Consider the following 19,640-nt stretch of genomic DNA (forward strand, 5'->3'; position numbering starts at 1 on the left):
GGCACGGCGCGCGCCCGGTACTTTCTGCCCGACAGGCTGGTCTGGAGAACCTGATGAAGCTGACTGAACTGTTTACACAACCGGATCCTGACTTCGGCCAGGCCATGACGGCCCTGCTGGAGACCTTCCATCACTCGGATGACAGTCAGGCCCCCTATCAGCGCGACAGTTTCGTCCACCAGCTCGATCAGTCGTCCATGCCCGCCAGCGGCATAAGCACGACAGAGTACCTCGCGCGTCTCGCCGCCCTGGTACCCGGCGCCTCCCATCTCACCTCGCCCCACTACATGGGGCACATGACGGCGCCCTTGCCGGCCTTCACCGCCGAGCTCTCCCGGCTGCTGGTGATGCTCAACCAGAATCCAATGAAGATGGAGTCCTCCCGCCTGCTCAGCTTTCTGGAGCGGGAGGTGCTGGCCAAGCTGCACCGCCTCGTCTATCGGGAGAACGACGGCTTTTACGAGGCGCAGATGCATGCCAAGGATGCGGCCCTCGGCGTCATGACCAGCGGTGGCACCATAGCCAACGTCACCGCACTCTGGCTGGCCCGCAACCGAGCCTGTGGCGACGATCTGTTTTCCCTCTACGAGCAGGGCTACCGTGGCGCAGTGATCCTGGGGTCCAGGCTGATGCACTACTCCTTCGACAAGGGGATGGATCTGTTGGGGCTGGGGGCTGGCCGCGTCTGGCGCCTCGAGACGGATGCCGACAACCGGCTCTGCCTCTCGGCCCTCGAGCGCGCACTGGTTCAATGCCGGGAGCAGAAGCTCAAGGTGCTGGCCCTGGTGGGGGTCGCCGGCAGCACGGACTTCGGTTCAATAGATCCCCTGCCCGAGCTCGCGGCCATCGCCCGACGCGAGCAGATCCACTTTCACGTGGATGCCGCCTGGGGTGGCCCGACCCTGTTCTCCCCCCGCTATCAGGGCCTGCTGGACGGCATAGCGCAGGCCGATACCGTGACCCTGGATGGCCACAAGCAGCTGCTGGTACCGCTCGGCACCGGCATGCTGCTCTGCCGCCAGCCGGACCTCATGATGACGGTGAAGCGGGAGGCTCCCTACGCCATTCGCGCCAGCTCCTTCGATCAGGGCCGCTTCACCCTGGAGGGCACCCGCCCCGCCAACGCGCTCTATCTGGATGCCGCCTTCCAGCTGCTGGGCCAGCAGGGCTATGCCCAGCTTATCGACGCCAATTACGACAGGGCACGGCGGATGGCGGAGCTCATCGATGCCCACCCCGCCTTTGAGCTGATGTCGGCCCCCGTGATGAACCTGCTCTCCTATCGCTGCATTCCGCCCCATCTGCAGGGCAAGGCCCTGGACGAGGCGGCCAACGAGCAGATCAACGCCTTCAACGTGGCGCTGCAAAAGGCCCAGCGCGCCGAGGGCCACAGCTTCGTCTCCCGCACCCAGCGGGCGGTGAGTCGCTACGGCACACAGCCGCTCACCCTGCTGCGCGCCGTCCTGCTCAATCCCCTCATCGAGGAGCGCCATATCCGCGGCTTGCTGGATGACCAGCTGCGGCTCGGCAGCCTGATTGCCAGCCAGCTATTCGACCAGGCAGAGCAACCAGGATCTGTGGCATAGGGCAGCAAGTGCCATCCTTACCCCCAGGGATGGCGACCCCGCAGCGGGGAACTGCATACTAAATGAACGGTCTTATTCATTTGCCGTTGCCTAACGGGCAGGTACACTGAGTGAAATTTTGAGGTTAGAGCCCAGCATGAAGCAGTTTATTGAATTTATTCCCCTGATCGTCTTCTTCGCGGTCTACAAGTTTTACGACATCTACACCGCCACCGGCGCCCTGGTGGTCGTCACCGGCCTTCAGCTGCTCTACAGCTGGGTGCGCTATCGCAAGGTCGAGAAGATGCAGCTGTTTACCTTCCTGCTGGTCGGTTTCTTCGGCGGCCTCACCGTCTTCTTCCACGACGATACCTTCATCAAGTGGAAAGTGACCGTGATCAATGCACTCTTTGCCCTGGCCCTGCTCATCAGCCGCTACGGCTTTGGCAAGAATCTCATCAAGCAGATGCTGGCCAAGGAGCTGCAAGCTCCCGACCGCGTCTGGGACAACGTCAACCTCGGCTGGGTCGGTTTCTTCGCCCTCTGCGGTTTGCTCAACCTCTATGTGGCCTTCAACCTCTCCCAGGAGATGTGGGTCAACTTCAAGGTCTTCGGCCTGCTGGGCATGACGCTGGTGTTCACCCTGCTGAGCGGCGTCTACCTCTATCGCCACATGCCGGCCGAGCAGAAAGCAGAACAGAAAAAATAACCGCAACCAGAAAAGGATCCTCTCATGTGGTATCTCATCTACTCCGAAGATGTCGCCGGCAGCCTGCCCCAGCGCAAGCTGGCTCGCCCCGCTCACCTCGCCCGTCTGCAGGCGCTGCAGGATGAGGGGCGCCTGCTGACGGCCGGCCCCAATCCAGCCATCGATGCCGAGGATCCGGCCGATGCGGGTTTCACCGGCAGTACAGTCATCGCCGAATTTTCCAGCCAGGCCGACGCCAAGGCCTGGGCCGATGCGGATCCTTATGTGGCGGCAGGCGTCTATGCCAAGGTGACCATCAAGCCGTTCAAGAAGGTGTTCTGAAGCGGGTCGATTGGCATCATTGAGCGCGAGAATGCAAAAGGCCGGACACTGTCCGGCCTTTTTACATCTGCACGCCTTGGCGGCGACAATCAGGCCCGCGCCACAAACCAGGGGTTGAGGATGTTCGGCTTGTTGTAGGCAAGCGCAGTGCCATCGAGCTGGGTTACTGACCCACCCGCCCCTTCCAGCACAGCCTGCGCCGCTGCCGTATCCCACTCGCAGGTGGGGGCGAGGCGCGGATAGAGCTCGGCGCCCCCTTCGGCAATGATGCAGAACTTGAGGGAGCTGCCCATGGAGACCAGCTCGATCTCGCCAAAAGGTGCCAGATAGTCGAGGGTCTCCTGCGACAGGTGGTTGCGACTGCCCACCACGAGCCACGCTTGCCCTGCTTCATGGGGGCGGGTCTGAATGGCTTTATGCGTGCCATCGGCAACACGCCAGGCTCCTATCCCCTTGCCGCCATACCAGAGCCTGTCCAGCACAGGGGCATAAACCAGTCCCCAGACCGGCCTGCCATCCTCGATCAGCGCAATGTTCACGGTGAACTCGCCGTTGCGGGAGACGAATTCCTTGGTGCCATCCAACGGATCCACCAGCCAGTAGCGGGACCAGCCGCGCCGCGCCTGCATCGTCTCGGCGTCCGACTCTTCCGACAGCACAGGGATATCCGGTGTCAAGCGGGCCAGCGCCTGCACTATCACCTCGTGCGCCCCCTGATCGGCTGCGGTGAGTGGACTCTCGTCCTGCTTGTACTCCACCGCAAAGGGTTGACGGTAGATGGCCAGGATGGCGTCACCGGCGGCGCGGGCTATGGGTTCCAGCTCGGAAATGGCGGGTAAGAACATAGAAAAGACATCTCGCTCAAATGGTTAGCCAGTGTACCTATTTCGGACCTGTCTGGCTTATAGCCGTTTGCACTGACTTATAAAGTGTCAAAAATGACAGACAAAAAGTGGCGCAGCTCGGCTAATTATCAATAGTCAATTGACACTACATAAGGACATGACACCATGAACCGAAAAACACTGATCGCCGCCCTGCTGCTGGGTTGCCTGCCCCTGCTGAGCCAGCCTGCGCTCGCCGCCGACAAGCCGGTCGCCAAGCCCGCTACGACCATCACCAGCACCAAGGAGGCCGGCAAGATCAACCTGAACACCGCCAGTGCCGATGAACTCGCGGCGCTAAAGGGCGTTGGCGAGAAGAAGGCGCAAGCCATCGTCGATTACCGCGAGAAGCAGGGCAAGTTCACCTCGGTGGATCAGTTGGAAGAGGTTAGCGGCATAGGGCCCGCCACCCTGGATGCGAACCGGGACATGATTATCGTCAAGTAACCGGTTTGAATCCCTGTCATCCGAGGGCGGCCTGTGGCTGCCCTATTTGTCTTGGAGTATCATGAACGCACTTTGTATCCTCGGACTCATTCCATGAAAAAGACACCCCTCGTTGTTCGCAAGGCCGTCCTCCCCGTTGCCGGTCTGGGTACCCGCATGCTGCCCGCCACCAAGGCCATCCCCAAAGAGATGTTGCCTGTGGTCGACAAGCCGCTGATCCAGTATGTGGTGCGTGAGGCCATCGCCGCCGGTATCAAGGAGATCATCCTGGTGACCCACTCCAGCAAGAACTCCATCGAGAACCATTTCGACAAGAGCTTCGAGCTGGAAGCGACCCTGGAGAAGCGAGTCAAGCGCCAACTACTGGAAGAGGTGCAGCATATCTGCCCGAAAGACGTCACCATAATGCACGTGCGCCAGGGTGAGGCCAAGGGCCTGGGTCATGCGGTGCTGTGCGCCCGCCCGCTGATCGGGGATCAGCCTTTCGCCGTGCTGCTGCCTGACGTGCTGATCGACGAGGTGGCCAGCGATCTCAAGCAGGACAACCTGGCCGAGATGGTGCATATGTTCGAGGCGGATCAGATCAGCCAGATCATGGTGGAAGCCGTCCCCGAGAGCGAAGTAGACAAATACGGCATCGCCGATATCAAGGGCGAGGCCCTGAGCGCCGGCATGTCACTGCCGATGCAGGCCATCGTCGAGAAGCCGCCGCGCGACGAGGCGCCTTCCAACCTGGCCGTGGTCGGCCGCTATGTGCTCTCCGCCAACATCTGGCCCTTGCTGGAGAAGACCCCGGCCGGGGCGGGCGACGAGATCCAGCTGACCGATGCCATCGCTATGCTGATGGAACACGAACAGGTCAATGCCTACTTCATGAAGGGTCGCAGCCACGATTGCGGCAGCAAGCTGGGTTACATGAAGGCCAACGTGGAATACGCGGTACGCCATCGGGAGATGGACAGCGAATTTACCGCCTGGCTCAAGCAGTTCGTCAAACAGTTGTAATTGCTGAAAATTCACACAATACACAGAATAAAAGACTGGGCATCATTCGATGCCCATTTTCATTTTATAAACAAAAATTCAACCATTGATAGATAAAATATCGTCAAAAGCTCTCGTTGTAATTCAATCCTGCTTGTTTTATAAGGAATATGGCTTGTTCCTAGCCCTTGCATAAAATTTCTAAAAAAATATAAGACACAGGTGGAAGTTCCAATGAATAACCCGTCCAAAGGGACCTTTTTAGGTCACCCTAAAGGGCTCTTTTTGCTCTTTAGTACTGAACTCTGGGAGAGATTCTCCTACTACGGCATGCGTGCCGTGCTCGTCCTCTATCTGACTGACATGACGGCCAACGGCGGCATGGGCTGGACCCAGGCCGACGCCCTCAAGCTGTACGGCATCTATACCGGTCTGGTCTACATCACTCCGATCATCGGGGGCTGGCTGGCCGATACCTTCCTCGGTCAACGCCGCGCCATCCTGATCGGTGCCATCTTCATGGCCGCGGGTCAGTTTACCCTGGCCCTGCCCCACGCCATGTTCCCGGACATGGTCAACACCGTCTTCTACGCGGGCCTTGGCTTGCTGATCCTGGGTAACGGTCTGTTCAAACCGAACATCTCCACCATGGTGGGCGACCTGTATCAGGAAGGTGATCACCGTCGTGACGGTGCCTTCACCATCTTCTACATGGGCATCAACCTGGGCTCCCTGCTGGCAGGGGTGATCTGTGGTGCCGCCGCCACCGCCTACGGCTGGCAAGCCGCCTTCGTCAGCGCCGGTATCGGCATGCTGCTCTCCCTGGTGGTACAAGCCACCATGGCCCAGCGTTTCCTCGGCGACATCGGCCGCGTGCCGGCCGCCCAGCGCGCCGCCATGCAGCGTTCCAAGGAGCAGAAAGCCCCGCTGACCAAGCAGGAAGTGGATCGCATCAAGGTCATCCTGGTGCTGGGTCTGTTCACCATCATCTTCTGGGCCGGTTTCGAGCAGGCCGGTGGTCTGATGAACCTGTACGCACAGGAATATACCGACCGCATGATCGGCAGCTTCGAAGTGCCGACCGCCTGGTTCCAGTCCCTGAACCCCTTCTTCATCATCACGCTCGCCCCGATCGTGGCCGCCATCTGGATCAAGCTCGGCAGCAAGGAACCAAACTCCCCGGTGAAATTCGCCATGGGTCTGCTGTTCCTGGCCGTCGGCTTCCTCTTCATGATCGGTGCCGTGCTGGAGCAAGGCGGCGATCAGGCGGTCAAGACCTCCATGTTCTGGCTGGTCGGTGCCTACCTGTTCCACACCCTGGGCGAGCTCTGCCTCTCCCCGATCGGCCTCTCCATGGTGACCAAGCTGGCTCCGCTGCGCCTGGCCTCCCTGATGATGGGTGCCTGGTTCGGCTTCGTCGCCCTGGCCAACTATGCGGCCGGTTTCATCGGCTCCTTCGTCGGTGAAGCAGGTCCGATCGCCATCTTCGGTGGCATCGCCCTGGCCGCCGTGATCAGTGCCCTGATCCTGCTGACCATGGCCAACCGCCTGGTCTACTGGATGCACGGTGCCGAAGGCCCCGCCAAAGAGGCCGACGAGCACGACAAGAAGCTGCAATCCGCCGCCGTCTAACCGGTCCGGACTGCACAGCAAACAGGGCGCCCATTGGGCGCCCTGTTTGTTTCGGCTCTAAAGCACGGCCTCAGTGATGACGAACCTGCATCTTCAGGGCACTGCCGTTGTCACTGCGAAACTGCAGTTCGAAGGGTTCGTGCCAGCTGCGTTTGTGCAACCCATAGCGGCTGCTGCGCATCAGCCCGAGTGGCAAGCCACCCGAGCGCATCAGCCAGTGGGGCGAAGTGAGGCCCGCATTGGCAAACACCAATCCGTCTTCCTGATCGAACAGCAATGCCGCCATGGAAAAGGAGTGGCGCAGACCCGACTCAAGCAATTGCAAATTGAGGTAGTCGAGCAACCTGTGGGGCTGGGTCAGCAGTTGGCTCTCCTGCTGCTGGTATTGGCGATAGGGGGCGTTCATCAAGGAGCGTACCAGGGCGCCGCAGAAGGCGGCATCCACCCCCAGGATGGGCAGCTCCATCACCAGTACCAGCAGCTTGTCGCCCAGCTTGAAGGTGTCGGGAATGAACAGATTGCCCATGCCGGCGAACGTCACCTGCCAGGGCCCCCACTCCTGCATGCCAGGTGGTGCCAGCCAGGCCAGCAGGCGGCTGGACGCCAGATCGTGAGCCCGGAAGAAGTCGATGTGCTCCATCAGCTCCAGTTGCTGACTCTGGTGGGCGTTGCTCGTCAGGCACTGATCTATGCTGCGCCGGATCTGGCCATAGTCATCCACCGGCTTGATGAAGAAGTCGCTCGCCCCCGCCCGCAACGCCCGCTCGATGGCGGCCATCTGATCCTGGCCCGAGATGACGATGACAGGCACCTCAGGATAGCGGGCGGTGAGGCAGGCGATCACCTCATGCCCATCCATGTTGGGCATGTTCAGGTCGCATAACACGATATCGGGGTGATAGAGTGCGGCTGCAGAGAGCCCTTCGATTCCATCTTCGGCCTGAAAGACACAGGCCCCATCATGCTCGAGATAAGTGACCAGAGAGTGGCGAAAAACCGCTTCATCTTCCACCACCAAGATCCGTAGTCCGGCTTTTGACATCTTGACAAAGCTCTTATTAGTCAAACGGTTATTTGAGCACTAAGCCTAGATCATGGGAGCGCCATCTCGCCACCCAATATTGCCGGACAGCCCCTTCAAATGGCCAGTCGGCCACCCAAGCATTTGAAATGGGCTGATTATTTTGTCAGCAATTTATGCCTCTTCCTTGCCGAGCGGGAGGGTCAGCACCCCAATTCCACACTGGATGAAGGGACGCCCCGGCATCATCAGGCTGTCATCCATGGGCACCGTGAATTGTATGCAACCCCGCCATGAGGGATAATGCCCCCCACTCCAGATCGTGAAGCAGACCATGACGCCAGCCGAATACAGCGCCCTCGCCCATCCCAGACTCTCCCATCCGGCACGCAGCCTCTATACCCTGCAGCTGCGCCGGCTGGTGCTGGAAAATCGGCTGCCCAGGCTCAACTATCCCGAACTCGGGCGCGCCCTGGCGGTGGTCGATCCGGGCAATCCCAGCGGGTTCTGCTATCAGGTCAATGCCCGCCAGCTCACCGAGTTGCTCGATGAGCTGATGGAAGCCGAATTGTTGCAGGTCGAGGCACAGGCGGACAGTGAGCACTACCATCAGTGCCCCTTCCAGCTGCCCCTGCTGAGCCAGCGGGTGCGCAGCCCGCTACCGGAGCGCCCCTTCCAGATGCATCTGCGGTGGCGGCCGGATGAAGAGCTGCCCGCCCTCGCCCGCCTGTGCGGGGTGATCGATGCCAGCTACAGCGAAGAGGATCTGGGGGAGTTCATCGCCTACTGGCTGGGCCGCCCCGAGGTGTTCGACTCCCAGCATCAGTGGATGCTCAAATTCATCCGGACCCTCAAGAGCCGGCGATACACAAGGCGCCAGCCGACCGAGGTGGCCGGTTACCAGCAGATCACCCCAGCCCCCGTCGATTCGGGGCCGAGCAAGCGGGCCCAGGAGATGATCGAGGCCGCCAAGCGGCTGGCCCAGACCCAGGAGCCGGACAATGATTGATCCCGGATGCCCGCAGCAGGCACTATTAACCCCTTGCCACCCCAGCCCCAGCAGAAGGAGTATTCCATGACAGATCCGCACGACCCGCTGCGCCAGGAGCTGGAGGAGATCGAGGCCAAGCGCCGGAGGATCGCCAAGGCCAAACAGGACCATCGTGTGCACGATCCCGAGCTGAGCCAGCACGTGGGCGGCCTGCTCGAGCGCATTCGTCGCCTGCAGGCCCAGACCGGTGGCGGCCAGTACGACTACGAGACCCTGCGCAAGGAGTACGACGCCAAGGCCAATGCCGAGGTGCGCGAACTGCAGAAGGCGGCGCGCCAGGAGCGGATCCAGAAGCTGATCGCCCAGGCCGACCTCAACCCGGACTGGATCTTCGAGAAGATGGATGCCGGAGACCCCGCGCTGCAATACCCCATGGAGACGGCCCGCTACTTCATCAGCGGCTTCGAGCATTGGGAGAAGAGCGGCGGTGGCTGCATGCTCATCTACGGCGACTACGGCACCGGCAAGTCCACCCTGGCGGGCGCCGTGGCCCATGAGCTGATCGAGCGCCACCAGAAATCTGTGATCTTCCAGCAGTGGGCCTCCATAGTGGACAGGCTCTTCTTCAACGTCATCCAGGATCAGGAGGAGCGCAATCAGTACCGCCGCGCCCTGGAAGAGGTGGATCTGCTGATCATCGACGAGGTCGCGGCCAACCGCGCCAAGATGGCGGAGAGCCAGTCCAGCTTCCTCGGCCACCTGTTGCGCCGCCGTCGCAACCTCTCGAAAAGCGTCATCATCATCACCAACCACAGTCCCCAGAGCCTGCATCAGGCCATAGGTGACTTCAGCTTCGAGGCGATCAAGGCGTTCAACCCTGTGGATATCCACCTGAGCGGCCCCAGTCGTCGCCCCAGCATAGGCCACTACAACGGTTGACCCTGTGCGAGCCCGGGCCAGTTGCCCGGGCTCGCCGCATTTCTCCCTCCTCTCAAATAAAAACAACTCTCATTTACAGCGCTGTGCCAACCCTTTAGGCTAACCCTTTCGCCACAGGGAGCAGCACATGCCAACCACACTTGTCTTCGGAGCCAGCCGCGGGCTGGGCCGCGCCTTCACCGATCAGGCCCTGCGCCAGGGTCACAGGGTCCTGGCCCTGGTTCGCCAACCTGAGATGGCCGCCGAGCTGCGCACCCTGGGGGTCGAGGTCATCGAAGGAGATGCGCTGGACCCGGCCGCCGTGCAGCAGGCCTGCGCGCAAGCGGGTCCAACTGCCCGGGTCATCTCCACCCTCGGCAGCTTCCGTCAGCCACAACCCGTGGATTATCAAGGCAATCGCAACGTCATCGACGCCATGGAGCAGACCGGGCTCATACACCTGCTGCTGGTGACGTCCCTCGGCTGCGGCGACAGCTGGCAGTATCTGCCCGAGCGGGCCAGGGCGGCGTTTGGTCATGAGGTGCGCTTGAAGAGCCTGGCGGAGAGCTGGCTGCAGACCAGCGCGCTCGGCTGGACCATCCTCAGGCCGGCCGGCTTGCAGGATGGGGAGGCAACCGGGCGTGCCGAGCTGAGCCAGGGTGAGGAGGTGCATGGACTGGTGCGCCGCGCCGACGTGGCCGCCCATGGCCTGCGCCTGCTGGCCGATGAGGCTGCGCTGGGGCAGATCTACGCCATCGGCGATCCCGAGCTCCATCGCGCCTGACCCATCCAAGACCCAATCCACCACATAAAAAAACGGTCAGCCCCTGGGCTGACCGTTTCACACTCTGTCGCCGCCGCGTTATCTCGCTTGGCTGGCGTCCGTGACACTCGCCACCTGGCTGGCAACCGGCAGCGACTGTTGACGCCAGCGCAGCAGCAGGCAGGCGAGGGCGCCATGAAGCAGTGCCAGCCCCCATAGCTGCCACCAGTAGTGGGAGACCTGAGCAAACTCGGCCCCCATCTGGTTGAGGCGCAGGAACCCCTCTATGGCCGGCGTGCTCGGCACCCACTGGGCCAGCCAGTTGAGAGGGGTCGGAATGAGCTCCAGCGGCCAGATGAAGCCCGCGAGGAAGACTAGCGGCAACGAGGAGATGAGCACTACCTGGGTCGGCAGGTCGCGACGGGTAAACAAGGCCCCCAGCACCACCCCAAGCCAGGTGGTGGCTAGCAGGAAGGGCAGGGTGAACAGCCACAAGGCGGCCGGCTCGGCGGTGCGGGCTATGCCGTAGTAGTCGAAGCAGAAGCCGAAGAAGTAGGTCACCGGCAGCACAAACAGCCCCCCTACCACCAGAGTGCGGGCCAGCAGCAACGCCAGCACGGGCACCTGCTGCCAATAGCCCTGCTCCCCTCGCCCGCTTCGCTGGTTCTGGGTCGCCCCCAAAATGCCGGTGCCCATCAGCAGCACCTGGTGCAGGATCAGCACGAAGACAGCCGGCACCACGTAGTTCACATAACCCATGGTGGGGTTGAACACAGGCACCACGTTGAGCCCGACCGCATTCCAGCCCATGGCGGCCTGGGGCAGCGCCTCGCCCTGGCTCAGCAGCCGGGCCACCTTAACCTGAGCGGCCAGGGTGCCACCCGCCTGGGCCAGCCCTTCGGCTATGGTGCCGTAGACCAGGAAGTAAGAAGCGTCCCCGGCGTAACCCAGGGTAACGCTCTTGCCCAGCATCAGATCCCGGTAGAAGTGACGGGGAATGTGCAGTATGCCGCTGGCCTTGCCGGTCAGCAGCCACTGACGGGCCTGTGTCAGGCTGTCGACCCGAGCCACCAGTTTCACCTGGGGCGTCGCGTCGGCCATGAACTCCAGCTGACGGGAGAGCTGGCTGCCATCATCGTTGACCACCACCACAGCCTCCTCGCGAGGCAACTGATGCAGATAGGGTTGCGGATAGAGGAAGGAGTAGAAGAAGACGCCGCCAAACAGGGTCAGCATGATGGCGCGGTCCGCCAGCAGGGTGCGCAACTCGAGGCGCACCAGATCCCAGAAACCCATCATGATTCAGGCTCCTTGGTGGCCAGTTGGCGGGCCGCATGGGCCTGAGGTTGATAGCGCCGCACAACCAGCAGCAGCGGCAGCAGGAACAGCAGCAGGGCGCCGAACTGGGGCAGGGCCGCCGTCAGCGGCTGGCCGTAGTTGGTCTGGCCTATCTGCAGCTCGACATAGTGGGAGATGGGCAAGAGGCTGCGCCAGAACTGGGCTACATCCCCCATGGCGCTGACCGGGAAGGTCACCCCCATGAAGGCGAAGCCCGGCGCCGTGTAGGCTCCCGCCAGGGAGAGCGCACGGGCCGGATCCCGGATGACGCCGTAGAAGAAGGCCCCCATGCTGACGCAGGCGGCCGAGGCCAACCCCAACCCCAGCGTCAACACCAGCCAGCTCCCCTGCATGGGATAACCCAGCCCCTTGAACAGCAGCAGACTCCACGCCAGCCCCCACCCCCACCCGATGAGCACATGGGGCAGCAAGGTGCGCCAGAGGCCGAACCAGACCCCTCTGGTGGTCCAGTCCAGACCGAGTCGATCGGTGCGGGCCAGGGCGTTGAGGCCATAGAGCACCACCAGGATCTGCCACACCGCGGGCAGCAGGGCGCTCAGCAGAAACTGGGCGTAGCTGGAATTGATGTTGTAGAGCGCCGTCACCTGGCTGGCGATGGGCACCGATTGCCCCAGCGCCCCGGGAAGCGCCTTGCCGTCGGCCATGGCCGCGAGCACGCCCACCTGGCCGTTGAGGGTGCCGACCACCTGGGCCAGGGCCGCGTTGACCAGCTTGGCGATCAGGATGAACTGGCCGTTGTTGAACACAGTCACCTGCGGCTGAGTGCCCTCACGGGCATCCCGCTCCAGGTGGTTGGGGATCACCACCAGGGCATAGATGTCTCCCCCGCGCAGCGCCCTGGCGCCCTCCTCTATGGTGTCAAACTGCTGCGCTATCTTAAGCCCGGCGGAGGCATCCAGCGAGAAGGCGAGCTGGCGGGAGAGCGAGCTCCTGTCCAGATCCACCAGACCCACCTTGAGATCCCGCGCCAGCCCCGCCGAGAAGATCCAGCACAAGAGCCCGATCAGCAGCAGCGGGATCCAGCTGGTCAGGGCCCGGCTGAAGGGGTCTTGCCACAGCAGCCGCCATTCGCGTCCCATCAGAGTTCGACCAGCACGCTCATGCCAACCCGCAACCCTTCAACCGGTTGCAAGGGGCGCGCCTCCACCTGGAAGCTCTTCATGTCAAACCCCTGACGGGTGTCTGTGGCTCGCCAGGTGGCGAAATCCCCCATCGCGGCCACATGGGCCACCTTGAAGCGCACCGTCTGATCGCCAAGGCCCGGGATGCGGGCATCAAACTCGGTGCCGACAGGGAAACGGGGCAGCAGATCCTCGCGGATATGGAACTGGGCCCAGGCATCCTTCATGTCGAGCAGAGTCACCACGGGGAAGCCCTGGGGCGCCAGCTCGCCGCTGCGCAGCAGCACCTGGGCGACCTCCCCCTCGTGCGGACTGGCGATGCGAGTGTCGGCAAGATAGGCCTCGACCTCGGCCACCCCGCCTGCCGCCATCTTGGCCTGCTCCCGCGCCGCGATCTTGGTCTCCTCCCGCGCCCCTTCGAGGGTCATCTGATATTGCTGCCAGGCCATGCCTTCGCTGTATTTGGCCGCCTGCCAGGCCGTCCAGGCCTCGTCACGCTTTTGCAGCGGCATGACGCCGTCCCTATGCAGGCTGGCGATACGCTCATAGGTCTTGCCACGGAGCAGGGCGGCCGCCTTGGCTTGCTGCCACTGATCCTTGGCTGCGGCTATCTGCTGGGCCCGCGCCCCCTTCTCGGCCTCCTGCGCCATGGCGCCAGCGGCCGCCTGACCGGCCTTGGCCTGGCTCAGCTTGGCCTCGATTTCGGGGCTCGCCAGGGTGAACGCCAGCTGACCCTTGGCCAGTTGATCTCCCTTCTTCACCAACACCTCGTCGATGCGCCCCGCCACCTTGGAGGAGACCGAATACTGCTGCGCCTCTATCTGCCCTTGCAGGCGCACCGGCTCCGGCTGATAGGCCAGCCAGAAACGCCAGCCCAACCAGATGACCAGCAGCACCAGGGCAAGTGGCAGCAACCAAGGCTTGCCCTGGCTCATCTTCTTCTTGATGGGGGGATGACTCATGAATTCACCTCTGTCGCCTGAGCATGCTGATATTGATTGAAACTGTTCATCTGACCGGAGAGCGCCAGCAGGCGGGCCAGGGAGATCACATATTGATAGGCTGCCGCGGCGCGCTGGGTCTTGACCCCGGCCAGCTGGCTCTGGGCATCCACCACATCCAGGGAGGTGGAGAGCCCCTGACCAAACGCCTTGTCCCGCAGCCGCACGTTCTCCTCGGCCAGGGCCTGGGTCGAGGAGAGGGCGTGATACTCCTCCAGCCCCTGCGCCGCCTCGCGCCAGGTCTTCTCGACCAGCAACTCCAAATCCTGGCGGGTCTTGGCCTGCAGCAGATTGACCTGCAGCTCGGCACTCTTGGCCGCCTGCACAGTCTCGGAGCGGCCATCACGGCTCACCAGCGGCATGCTGACCCCGACCCCGACCAGCCAGTCCGGGGTGGTCTTGGAGACGATGGAGTCATCTTCATAGAGGTTGTAGTTGCCGAACAGGAAGAGCTCGGGGGCGTATTTGCCCTTCTCCAGCTTGATCATGCCCTGGGCCTGCTCCTTCTTGGCCGCCAGCAGCTTGAGGCCAGGGTGCACCGCCAGGGTCTCCTCCACGAAGGGCGTAAGCTGTGGCATCCCCTCGTTGATGAAGAGCCGGGTATTGGGCTCCGCCTGCTTGAGCTTGAGCATGTGGCCGAGCGCCAGCTGGGCTATCTCCAGGCTGCGCCGCGCCTTCTGGGTATCGATGCGAGCCCTGTCATAGGCCGACTGGGCGGAGAGTCGCTCGACCCGGGCTATCTGGCCCTGGGCTTCGAGCTTTTTGGCATGATCCAGGTGGTGGGCCAACCCCTGCTCTATTTCCTGCTTGGTCTGCACTACCTGGGCCGCCAGCACCACGCCGAAGTAAGTCTGGGAGAGGCTCTCGAAGGTGGACTGCTGCTTGAGCACCAGCAACTGCTGCGCCTCGCTCACCTGCGCCTGGCGGATGTCCTGAGCCGCATCTATGCGTCCACCGGTGAACAGGGGCCACAGCATCTTGACCGAACTGGTGACCACGTTCTGCTTGGTGAGGGGGGTGACGAAGTCGCTGGGACTGAGGTTGAGCGCCTGCATGACGGGGCCCAGCACCTTGCCAAATTCCGGATGATTGGCAATGGGGTTCAGATCCAGCATGTCCAGCTCCATCGGCTGATCGAGGTGGGTATAGCTGGCCCCCACATCCACCTTGGGCAGGTACATGCCCTTGGCCGCCTCGCGCAGCTGCTCTGCCCGCGCCACCCCGGCCTGCTCCGCCGCCAGCCCGTCATCTTGCTGGATGACCCGGCTCCAGGCCTCGGTGAAGCTGACGGTCTGCGCCTGCGCCGAGCCCAGCATGGCTCCCAGCAGGCCCGGGCAGAGCAATTTGATGAACCTTGACGTCATACATCCCCAATTTATGTTTGTAATAAAATTGTGTGGAGCCTTTGCTCGATTCAGGCTCGCTATCATAGCGTAAACAGGCGCCGGAAAGAGACTGGCAAATCACCGAGTCCCTCACTCATTTGACCCTGACCATGGTCCCAGACAATATGTCTGATTTTCAAGCACTCCTGAATTTGCAAGCCTTGGCGCGACGTTTTTTTCAGAAAAAAATGGCTGACGCTCAAATACTAACCTTTTCTCCTGACTAAAAAATGCGTAATATACGCCGCCCTAAGCCGATGGTAACCGTGGAATGCAGATAGGTCCCCACACGCTTGAAACTCCCTTGATCGTGGCCCCCATGGCCGGTGTAACAGACCGACCATTTCGTGAACTTTGTTTACGTTTGGGAGCAGGCATGGCCGTTTCCGAGATGCTGCTGGCCAACCCGGATGTCTGGGATACCCAGAAAACCAGGATGAGAATGGGCCACTCTGCCGAAACCGGACTGCGATCGGTCCAGATTGCCGGAGCCGACCCCGAGATGATGGCGTTTGCTGCCCGCTACAACGTGGAGCAGGGCGCTCAGATCGTCGACATCAACATGGGATGTCCGGCAAAAAAAGTGAATAAAAAGTTGGCAGGCTCCGCCCTGCTGCGCCAACCCGATCTGGTCAGATCCATCTGCCAGGCCGTGGTGAATGCAGTAGAGGTACCTGTCACCTTGAAGATCCGCACAGGATGGGATCCGGATAACCGCAATGGCGAGGAGATCGCCCGAATCGCCGAAGATTGCGGTATCGCGGCCCTTGCCGTGCATGGTCGTACCCGCTCCTGCCTCTACAAGGGCGAAGCGGAGTACGACACTATCAGGGCGATTAAGCAGGCCGTATCGATTCCTGTTGTCGCCAATGGTGACATAGACAGCCCGGAGAAGGCCCGGTATGTCCTCGACTATACCGGCGTCGACGCCGTGATGATCGGCCGTGCTGCGCAAGGACGACCCTGGATTTTCCGGGAAATCCGTCATTTTCTTGAGACGGGCACCAAGCTGCCGCCTCCCGACAGGGAAGAGGTTCGCACCCTGATGAACGAGCATGTTACCAATCTGCATCAGTTTTACGGTGCATATCTGGGAGCGCGCATTGCCCGTAAACACGTGGGCTGGTATCTGGATGAAGAAGAGACGGGCCGAGAATTCCGTAAGCACTTCAATGCCCTGGATTGTGCAGACGCACAGTTGAACGCGCTTGAAATGTATTTCGATGGATTAGGTTAACGCATAACTAAAGAGCCGACCGAATATGTTCGAACAAACCCTGACTTCTGATGCATTGGTAACAACTACTCACAATCACGCTGCCGAGCCGACCCAGCGCCCCCTGCGTGACTCTGTGCAACAGGCCCTGCGTAACTACCTGGCCCAGTTGAACGGTCAGGAAGTGATTGATCTGTACGATATGGTTCTCTCCGAAGTCGAAGCCCCCATGCTGGACGTGATCATGCAGTACACCCGTGGTAACCAGACTCGCGCCGCCGTGATGATGGGCATCAACCGTGGCACCCTGCGCAAGAAACTCAAGCGCTACGGCATGAACTGATTTCAGTCATCCTGCTGCAGTGCAGATAAAGGCGTATCCCAGCGATGGGATACGCCTTTTTCTATAGCCGGCTTTTGCAATGCCTGCAATGGCCGAACATCACTCCGTCGCCAGCTTGAGGCCAAGGCCGACAAACAGGCCTCCCATCAAGCGGTTGAGCCAGCGCCCCAACCGGGCAGGCAGCCGCACCCTGTGGCTCGCATAGGCGGTCGAGAAGGCCAGCAGGTGGCACCAGATCATGCCGTTGAGGTTGAAGATGCAGCCCAGCACGATGAAGGCCAGCGCCTTCTGTGGCGCCACCGGATCGATGAATTGCGGTACGAAGGCGAGGAAGAAGAGCGCAACCTTGGGATTGAGTACATTGGTCAGCAAGCCTTGCCGAAAGATCCGCCCGTAGGAGAGCGCTGGCAGCATCACCGGGGGCTCGGTCGTCGCAGTGGTCGTGGCGCCTTGCCTGAGCAGGGAAATCCCCAGATAGACCAGATAGAGTGCCCCCATCAACTTGATGACGGTAAACAGCTCGGCCGAGGTACTCAGCAGAGCCGACAGCCCCAGCGCCGCAGCCAGCACATGCACCATGGTGCCCGCTCCTATGCCCAGTGCGGCCACCGAACCCGCTCGCCAGCCTTGCGAGCCACTGCGCAGCATGATGAGCAGAGAGTCCGGCCCTGGCATCATGTTCAGCAACAGCCCGGATACGACAAACAACGCCAGATCGTGGATCCCCAACATACACAGCTCCCTTGCAGATGAAACTCACAGTCTATGGATCCAGCCCGCCTTGTCACTCCCCATTACGGCAATAGTGGGCATAAGCAGGAGGCATAGCCAGGGGCTATCAGGGTTGGTGGGCGAGAGAGTAGAAGGGTCGAAAGGTAATCAAGTGGCTAAACAACGGGCCATTTATTGAGGCAGATGGCCTGAACGTCTCTGATCCATAAGAAAATCAGTGCTGAAGCTCTGAATATCAGGCAATAAAAAAACCCCGCTCGATGAGCGGGGTTTCTTCTAATTGGGTGCCTGGCAGTGTCCTACTCTCGCATGGCGAATGCCACACTACCATCGGCGCTACCGCGTTTCACTTCTGAGTTCGGCATGGGATCAGGTGGTTCCACGGCGCTATGGCCGCCAGGCAAATTCTTAATCTAGAAAGCTGACGTGAGTAATGATGTCGCTCGTGGCTTCATCACTATCACTGAATTAGTTAGTAGTTCATACACTTGCTACAAGGCCCAGAACACTTCTTGGGTGTTGTATGGTTAAGCCTCACGGGTAATTAGTATGGGTTAGCTCAACACGTCGCCGCGCTTACACACCCCACCTATCAACGTTGTGGTCTCCAACGGCCCTTTAGGACCCTCAAGGGGTCAGGGATGACTCATCTCAGGGCTCGCTTCCCGCTTAGATGCTTTCAGCGGTTATCGATTCCGAACTTAGCTACCGGGCAGTGCCACTGGCGTGACAACCCGAACACCAGAGGTTCGTTCACTCCGGTCCTCTCGTACTAGGAGCAACTCCCTTCAATCATCCAACGCCCACGGCAGATAGGGACCGAACTGTCTCACGACGTTCTGAACCCAGCTCGCGTACCACTTTAAATGGCGAACAGCCATACCCTTGGGACCGACTTCAGCCCCAGGATGTGATGAGCCGACATCGAGGTGCCAAACACCGCCGTCGATATGAACTCTTGGGCGGTATCAGCCTGTTATCCCCGGAGTACCTTTTATCCGTTGAGCGATGGCCCTTCCATTCAGAACCACCGGATCACTATGACCTACTTTCGTACCTGCTCGACCTGTCCGTCTCGCAGTTAAGCTGGCTTATGCCATTGCACTAACCTCCTGATGTCCGACCAGGATTAGCCAACCTTCGTGCTCCTCCGTTACTCTTTGGGAGGAGACCGCCCCAGTCAAACTACCCACCAGGCACTGTCCGCGAGCCCGATTCAGGGCCCTGCGTTAGAACATCAAACATACAAGGGTGGTATTTCAAGGACGGCTCCAGCGCAACTGGCGTCACGCCTTCAAAGCCTCCCACCTATCCTACACATGTAGGTTCAATGTTCAGTGCCAAGCTGTAGTAAAGGTTCACGGGGTCTTTCCGTCTAGCCGCGGGTACACCGCATCTTCACGGCGAATTCGATTTCACTGAGTCTCGGGTGGAGACAGCATGGCCATGGTTACACCATTCGTGCAGGTCGGAACTTACCCGACAAGGAATTTCGCTACCTTAGGACCGTTATAGTTACGGCCGCCGTTTACCGGGGCTTCGATCAAGAGCTTCGCTTGCGCTAACCCCATCAATTAACCTTCCGGCACCGGGCAGGTGTCACACCCTATACGTCCACTTTCGTGTTTGCAGAGTGCTGTGTTTTTGATAAACAGTCCCAGCCATCTGGTCACTGCGACTCCCAACTGCTCCATCCGCAAGGGACTTCACTGTCAAGAGCGAACCTTCTCCCGAAGTTACGGTTCTATTTTGCCTAGTTCCTTCACCCGAGTTCTCTCAAGCGCCTTGGTATTCTCTACCCGACCACCTGTGTCGGTTTGGGGTACGATGACTTGTAATCTGAAGCTTAGAGGCTTTTCCTGGAAGCAGGGCATCAATGGCTTCACCACCGTAGTGGCTTCGTCTCGTGTCTCAGTGTTGTGTCTCCGGATTTGCCTAGAAACACCACCTACGCACTTTCACCAGGACAACCGTCGCCTGGCCCACCTAGCCTTCTCCGTCCCCCCATCGCAATTACAAGTCGTGCAGGAATATTAACCTGCTTCCCATCGATTACGCCTTTCGGCCTCACCTTAGGGGTCGACTCACCCTGCCCCGATTAACGTTGGACAGGAACCCTTGGTCTTCCGGCGAGGAGGCTTTTCACCCCCTTTATCGTTACTTACGTCAGCATTCGCACTTCTGATATCTCCAGCATGCCTCTCGACACACCTTCGCAGACTTACAGAACGCTCCCCTACCACTCACA

General features: G+C 60.7%; 18 protein-coding genes and 2 rRNA genes (1 of these 20 only partly in view). 11 read left to right on the plus strand and 9 right to left on the minus strand.

Annotation, left to right across the window (positions count from 1 at the left end):
* Positions 1-53 precede the first annotated feature (53 nt).
* The 3 genes from ACFWHB_RS17265 to ACFWHB_RS17275 all read left to right on the plus strand — a co-directional run bounded on the left by ACFWHB_RS17265 (position 54) and on the right by ACFWHB_RS17275 (position 2,595).
* On the plus strand, positions 54-1,586 hold the full coding sequence (locus tag ACFWHB_RS17265; protein ID WP_395948929.1) for an aminotransferase class V-fold PLP-dependent enzyme: 1,533 nt from the start codon (positions 54-56) through the stop codon (positions 1,584-1,586).
* Positions 1,587-1,722: 136 nt separating this feature from the next.
* The gene (locus tag ACFWHB_RS17270; RefSeq protein ID WP_025325884.1) at positions 1,723-2,274 is read left to right on the plus strand and encodes a septation protein A; all 552 of its coding nucleotides are present in this window, start codon (positions 1,723-1,725) and stop codon (positions 2,272-2,274) included.
* A gap of 24 nt (positions 2,275-2,298) precedes the next feature.
* Positions 2,299-2,595 (plus strand): YciI family protein, encoded by a 297-nt coding sequence (locus tag ACFWHB_RS17275; protein WP_139745320.1) that lies wholly within the window; start codon positions 2,299-2,301, stop codon positions 2,593-2,595.
* Positions 2,596-2,684: 89 nt separating this feature from the next.
* Here ACFWHB_RS17275 and cysQ read toward each other — a convergent pair whose 3' ends face one another.
* Positions 2,685-3,440, minus strand: coding sequence for a 3'(2'),5'-bisphosphate nucleotidase CysQ (gene cysQ, locus ACFWHB_RS17280; RefSeq protein WP_395948930.1), 756 nt, complete (start codon positions 3,438-3,440; stop codon positions 2,685-2,687).
* 165 nt (positions 3,441-3,605) lie between these two features.
* On the opposite strand from cysQ, the gene ACFWHB_RS17285 reads away from it, so the two are divergent.
* The 3 genes from ACFWHB_RS17285 to ACFWHB_RS17295 all read left to right on the plus strand — a co-directional run bounded on the left by ACFWHB_RS17285 (position 3,606) and on the right by ACFWHB_RS17295 (position 6,542).
* Positions 3,606-3,926 carry a ComEA family DNA-binding protein gene (locus ACFWHB_RS17285; RefSeq protein ID WP_163150075.1) on the plus strand — a complete coding sequence of 107 codons (321 nt, stop codon included), beginning with the start codon at positions 3,606-3,608 and terminating at the stop codon, positions 3,924-3,926.
* 93 nt (positions 3,927-4,019) lie between these two features.
* Positions 4,020-4,931: a UTP--glucose-1-phosphate uridylyltransferase GalU gene (galU, locus tag ACFWHB_RS17290; protein ID WP_106884858.1), complete on the plus strand. Its 912-nt coding sequence runs from the start codon at positions 4,020-4,022 to the stop codon at positions 4,929-4,931.
* A gap of 213 nt (positions 4,932-5,144) precedes the next feature.
* The gene (locus tag ACFWHB_RS17295) at positions 5,145-6,542 is read left to right on the plus strand and encodes a peptide MFS transporter (RefSeq protein ID WP_106884859.1); all 1,398 of its coding nucleotides are present in this window, start codon (positions 5,145-5,147) and stop codon (positions 6,540-6,542) included.
* A gap of 70 nt (positions 6,543-6,612) precedes the next feature.
* On the opposite strand, the gene ACFWHB_RS17300 is transcribed toward ACFWHB_RS17295, so the two are convergent.
* Complete coding sequence (locus tag ACFWHB_RS17300; protein ID WP_395948931.1) at positions 6,613-7,584, minus strand: response regulator; 972 nt, start codon at positions 7,582-7,584, stop codon at positions 6,613-6,615.
* 313 nt (positions 7,585-7,897) lie between these two features.
* On the opposite strand from ACFWHB_RS17300, the gene ACFWHB_RS17305 reads away from it, so the two are divergent.
* The 3 genes from ACFWHB_RS17305 to ACFWHB_RS17315 all read left to right on the plus strand — a co-directional run bounded on the left by ACFWHB_RS17305 (position 7,898) and on the right by ACFWHB_RS17315 (position 10,256).
* The gene (locus ACFWHB_RS17305) at positions 7,898-8,572 is read left to right on the plus strand and encodes a DnaT-like ssDNA-binding domain-containing protein (protein ID WP_042649095.1); all 675 of its coding nucleotides are present in this window, start codon (positions 7,898-7,900) and stop codon (positions 8,570-8,572) included.
* A 66-nt stretch (positions 8,573-8,638) separates the two neighbouring features.
* The gene (locus tag ACFWHB_RS17310) at positions 8,639-9,493 is read left to right on the plus strand and encodes a DnaA ATPase domain-containing protein (RefSeq protein WP_042649085.1); all 855 of its coding nucleotides are present in this window, start codon (positions 8,639-8,641) and stop codon (positions 9,491-9,493) included.
* Positions 9,494-9,620: 127 nt separating this feature from the next.
* Complete coding sequence (locus ACFWHB_RS17315) at positions 9,621-10,256, plus strand: SDR family oxidoreductase (protein ID WP_395948932.1); 636 nt, start codon at positions 9,621-9,623, stop codon at positions 10,254-10,256.
* A gap of 78 nt (positions 10,257-10,334) precedes the next feature.
* On the opposite strand, the gene ACFWHB_RS17320 is transcribed toward ACFWHB_RS17315, so the two are convergent.
* The 4 genes from ACFWHB_RS17320 to ACFWHB_RS17335 are packed head-to-tail and all read right to left on the minus strand — an operon-like array spanning position 10,335 to position 15,080.
* The gene (locus ACFWHB_RS17320; protein ID WP_395948933.1) at positions 10,335-11,534 is read right to left on the minus strand and encodes an ABC transporter permease; all 1,200 of its coding nucleotides are present in this window, start codon (positions 11,532-11,534) and stop codon (positions 10,335-10,337) included.
* Positions 11,531-12,673 (minus strand): ABC transporter permease, encoded by a 1,143-nt coding sequence (locus tag ACFWHB_RS17325; RefSeq protein WP_395948934.1) that lies wholly within the window; start codon positions 12,671-12,673, stop codon positions 11,531-11,533. The genes ACFWHB_RS17320 and ACFWHB_RS17325 overlap by 4 nt, the downstream gene beginning before the upstream one ends.
* Complete coding sequence (locus ACFWHB_RS17330; protein ID WP_289981936.1) at positions 12,673-13,677, minus strand: HlyD family secretion protein; 1,005 nt, start codon at positions 13,675-13,677, stop codon at positions 12,673-12,675. Before ACFWHB_RS17330 ends, ACFWHB_RS17325 begins: the two co-directional genes overlap by 1 nt.
* Entirely contained in the window at positions 13,674-15,080 is a 1,407-nt protein-coding gene (locus ACFWHB_RS17335) for a TolC family protein (protein WP_163150096.1), read from the minus strand. Before ACFWHB_RS17335 ends, ACFWHB_RS17330 begins: the two co-directional genes overlap by 4 nt.
* 292 nt (positions 15,081-15,372) lie before the next feature.
* On the opposite strand from ACFWHB_RS17335, the gene dusB reads away from it, so the two are divergent.
* Positions 15,373-16,338, plus strand: coding sequence for a tRNA dihydrouridine synthase DusB (gene dusB / locus ACFWHB_RS17340; RefSeq protein WP_111911924.1), 966 nt, complete (start codon positions 15,373-15,375; stop codon positions 16,336-16,338).
* 25 nt (positions 16,339-16,363) lie between these two features.
* Positions 16,364-16,660, plus strand: coding sequence for a DNA-binding transcriptional regulator Fis (gene fis / locus ACFWHB_RS17345; RefSeq protein WP_005309538.1), 297 nt, complete (start codon positions 16,364-16,366; stop codon positions 16,658-16,660).
* A 99-nt stretch (positions 16,661-16,759) separates the two neighbouring features.
* Here the strand turns inward: fis and ACFWHB_RS17350 are convergent, their stop codons facing one another.
* The 3 genes from ACFWHB_RS17350 to ACFWHB_RS17360 all read right to left on the minus strand — a co-directional run.
* The gene (locus ACFWHB_RS17350; protein WP_289987670.1) at positions 16,760-17,392 is read right to left on the minus strand and encodes a LysE family translocator; all 633 of its coding nucleotides are present in this window, start codon (positions 17,390-17,392) and stop codon (positions 16,760-16,762) included.
* A 286-nt stretch (positions 17,393-17,678) separates the two neighbouring features.
* Positions 17,679-17,793 (minus strand): 5S ribosomal RNA (rrf, locus tag ACFWHB_RS17355).
* 122 nt (positions 17,794-17,915) lie between these two features.
* Positions 17,916-19,640: ribosomal RNA gene (locus ACFWHB_RS17360) — 23S ribosomal RNA — on the minus strand; it runs 1,165 nt beyond the window's last position.

This window comes from Aeromonas mytilicola subsp. aquatica (assembly GCF_044336385.1).
GTDB classification, from domain to species: Bacteria; Pseudomonadota; Gammaproteobacteria; order Enterobacterales; family Aeromonadaceae; genus Aeromonas; species Aeromonas rivipollensis.

Excerpts from the sequence above, each read along its gene's own strand:
- ACFWHB_RS17265 (WP_395948929.1), top strand. The coding sequence starts at position 54 with ATGAAGCTGACTGAACTGTTTACACAACCGGATCCTGACTTCGGCCAG.
- ACFWHB_RS17270 (WP_025325884.1), top strand. The coding sequence starts at position 1,723 with ATGAAGCAGTTTATTGAATTTATTCCCCTGATCGTCTTCTTCGCGGTC.
- ACFWHB_RS17275 (WP_139745320.1), top strand. The coding sequence starts at position 2,299 with ATGTGGTATCTCATCTACTCCGAAGATGTCGCCGGCAGCCTGCCCCAG.
- cysQ (WP_395948930.1), bottom strand. The coding sequence starts at position 3,440 with ATGTTCTTACCCGCCATTTCCGAGCTGGAACCCATAGCCCGCGCCGCC.
- ACFWHB_RS17285 (WP_163150075.1), top strand. The coding sequence starts at position 3,606 with ATGAACCGAAAAACACTGATCGCCGCCCTGCTGCTGGGTTGCCTGCCC.
- galU (WP_106884858.1), top strand. The coding sequence starts at position 4,020 with ATGAAAAAGACACCCCTCGTTGTTCGCAAGGCCGTCCTCCCCGTTGCC.
- ACFWHB_RS17295 (WP_106884859.1), top strand. The coding sequence starts at position 5,145 with ATGAATAACCCGTCCAAAGGGACCTTTTTAGGTCACCCTAAAGGGCTC.
- ACFWHB_RS17300 (WP_395948931.1), bottom strand. The coding sequence starts at position 7,584 with ATGTCAAAAGCCGGACTACGGATCTTGGTGGTGGAAGATGAAGCGGTT.
- ACFWHB_RS17305 (WP_042649095.1), top strand. The coding sequence starts at position 7,898 with ATGACGCCAGCCGAATACAGCGCCCTCGCCCATCCCAGACTCTCCCAT.
- ACFWHB_RS17310 (WP_042649085.1), top strand. The coding sequence starts at position 8,639 with ATGACAGATCCGCACGACCCGCTGCGCCAGGAGCTGGAGGAGATCGAG.
- ACFWHB_RS17315 (WP_395948932.1), top strand. The coding sequence starts at position 9,621 with ATGCCAACCACACTTGTCTTCGGAGCCAGCCGCGGGCTGGGCCGCGCC.
- ACFWHB_RS17320 (WP_395948933.1), bottom strand. The coding sequence starts at position 11,534 with ATGATGGGTTTCTGGGATCTGGTGCGCCTCGAGTTGCGCACCCTGCTG.
- ACFWHB_RS17325 (WP_395948934.1), bottom strand. The coding sequence starts at position 12,673 with ATGGGACGCGAATGGCGGCTGCTGTGGCAAGACCCCTTCAGCCGGGCC.
- ACFWHB_RS17330 (WP_289981936.1), bottom strand. The coding sequence starts at position 13,677 with ATGAGTCATCCCCCCATCAAGAAGAAGATGAGCCAGGGCAAGCCTTGG.
- ACFWHB_RS17335 (WP_163150096.1), bottom strand. The coding sequence starts at position 15,080 with ATGACGTCAAGGTTCATCAAATTGCTCTGCCCGGGCCTGCTGGGAGCC.
- dusB (WP_111911924.1), top strand. The coding sequence starts at position 15,373 with ATGCAGATAGGTCCCCACACGCTTGAAACTCCCTTGATCGTGGCCCCC.
- fis (WP_005309538.1), top strand. The coding sequence starts at position 16,364 with ATGTTCGAACAAACCCTGACTTCTGATGCATTGGTAACAACTACTCAC.
- ACFWHB_RS17350 (WP_289987670.1), bottom strand. The coding sequence starts at position 17,392 with ATGTTGGGGATCCACGATCTGGCGTTGTTTGTCGTATCCGGGCTGTTG.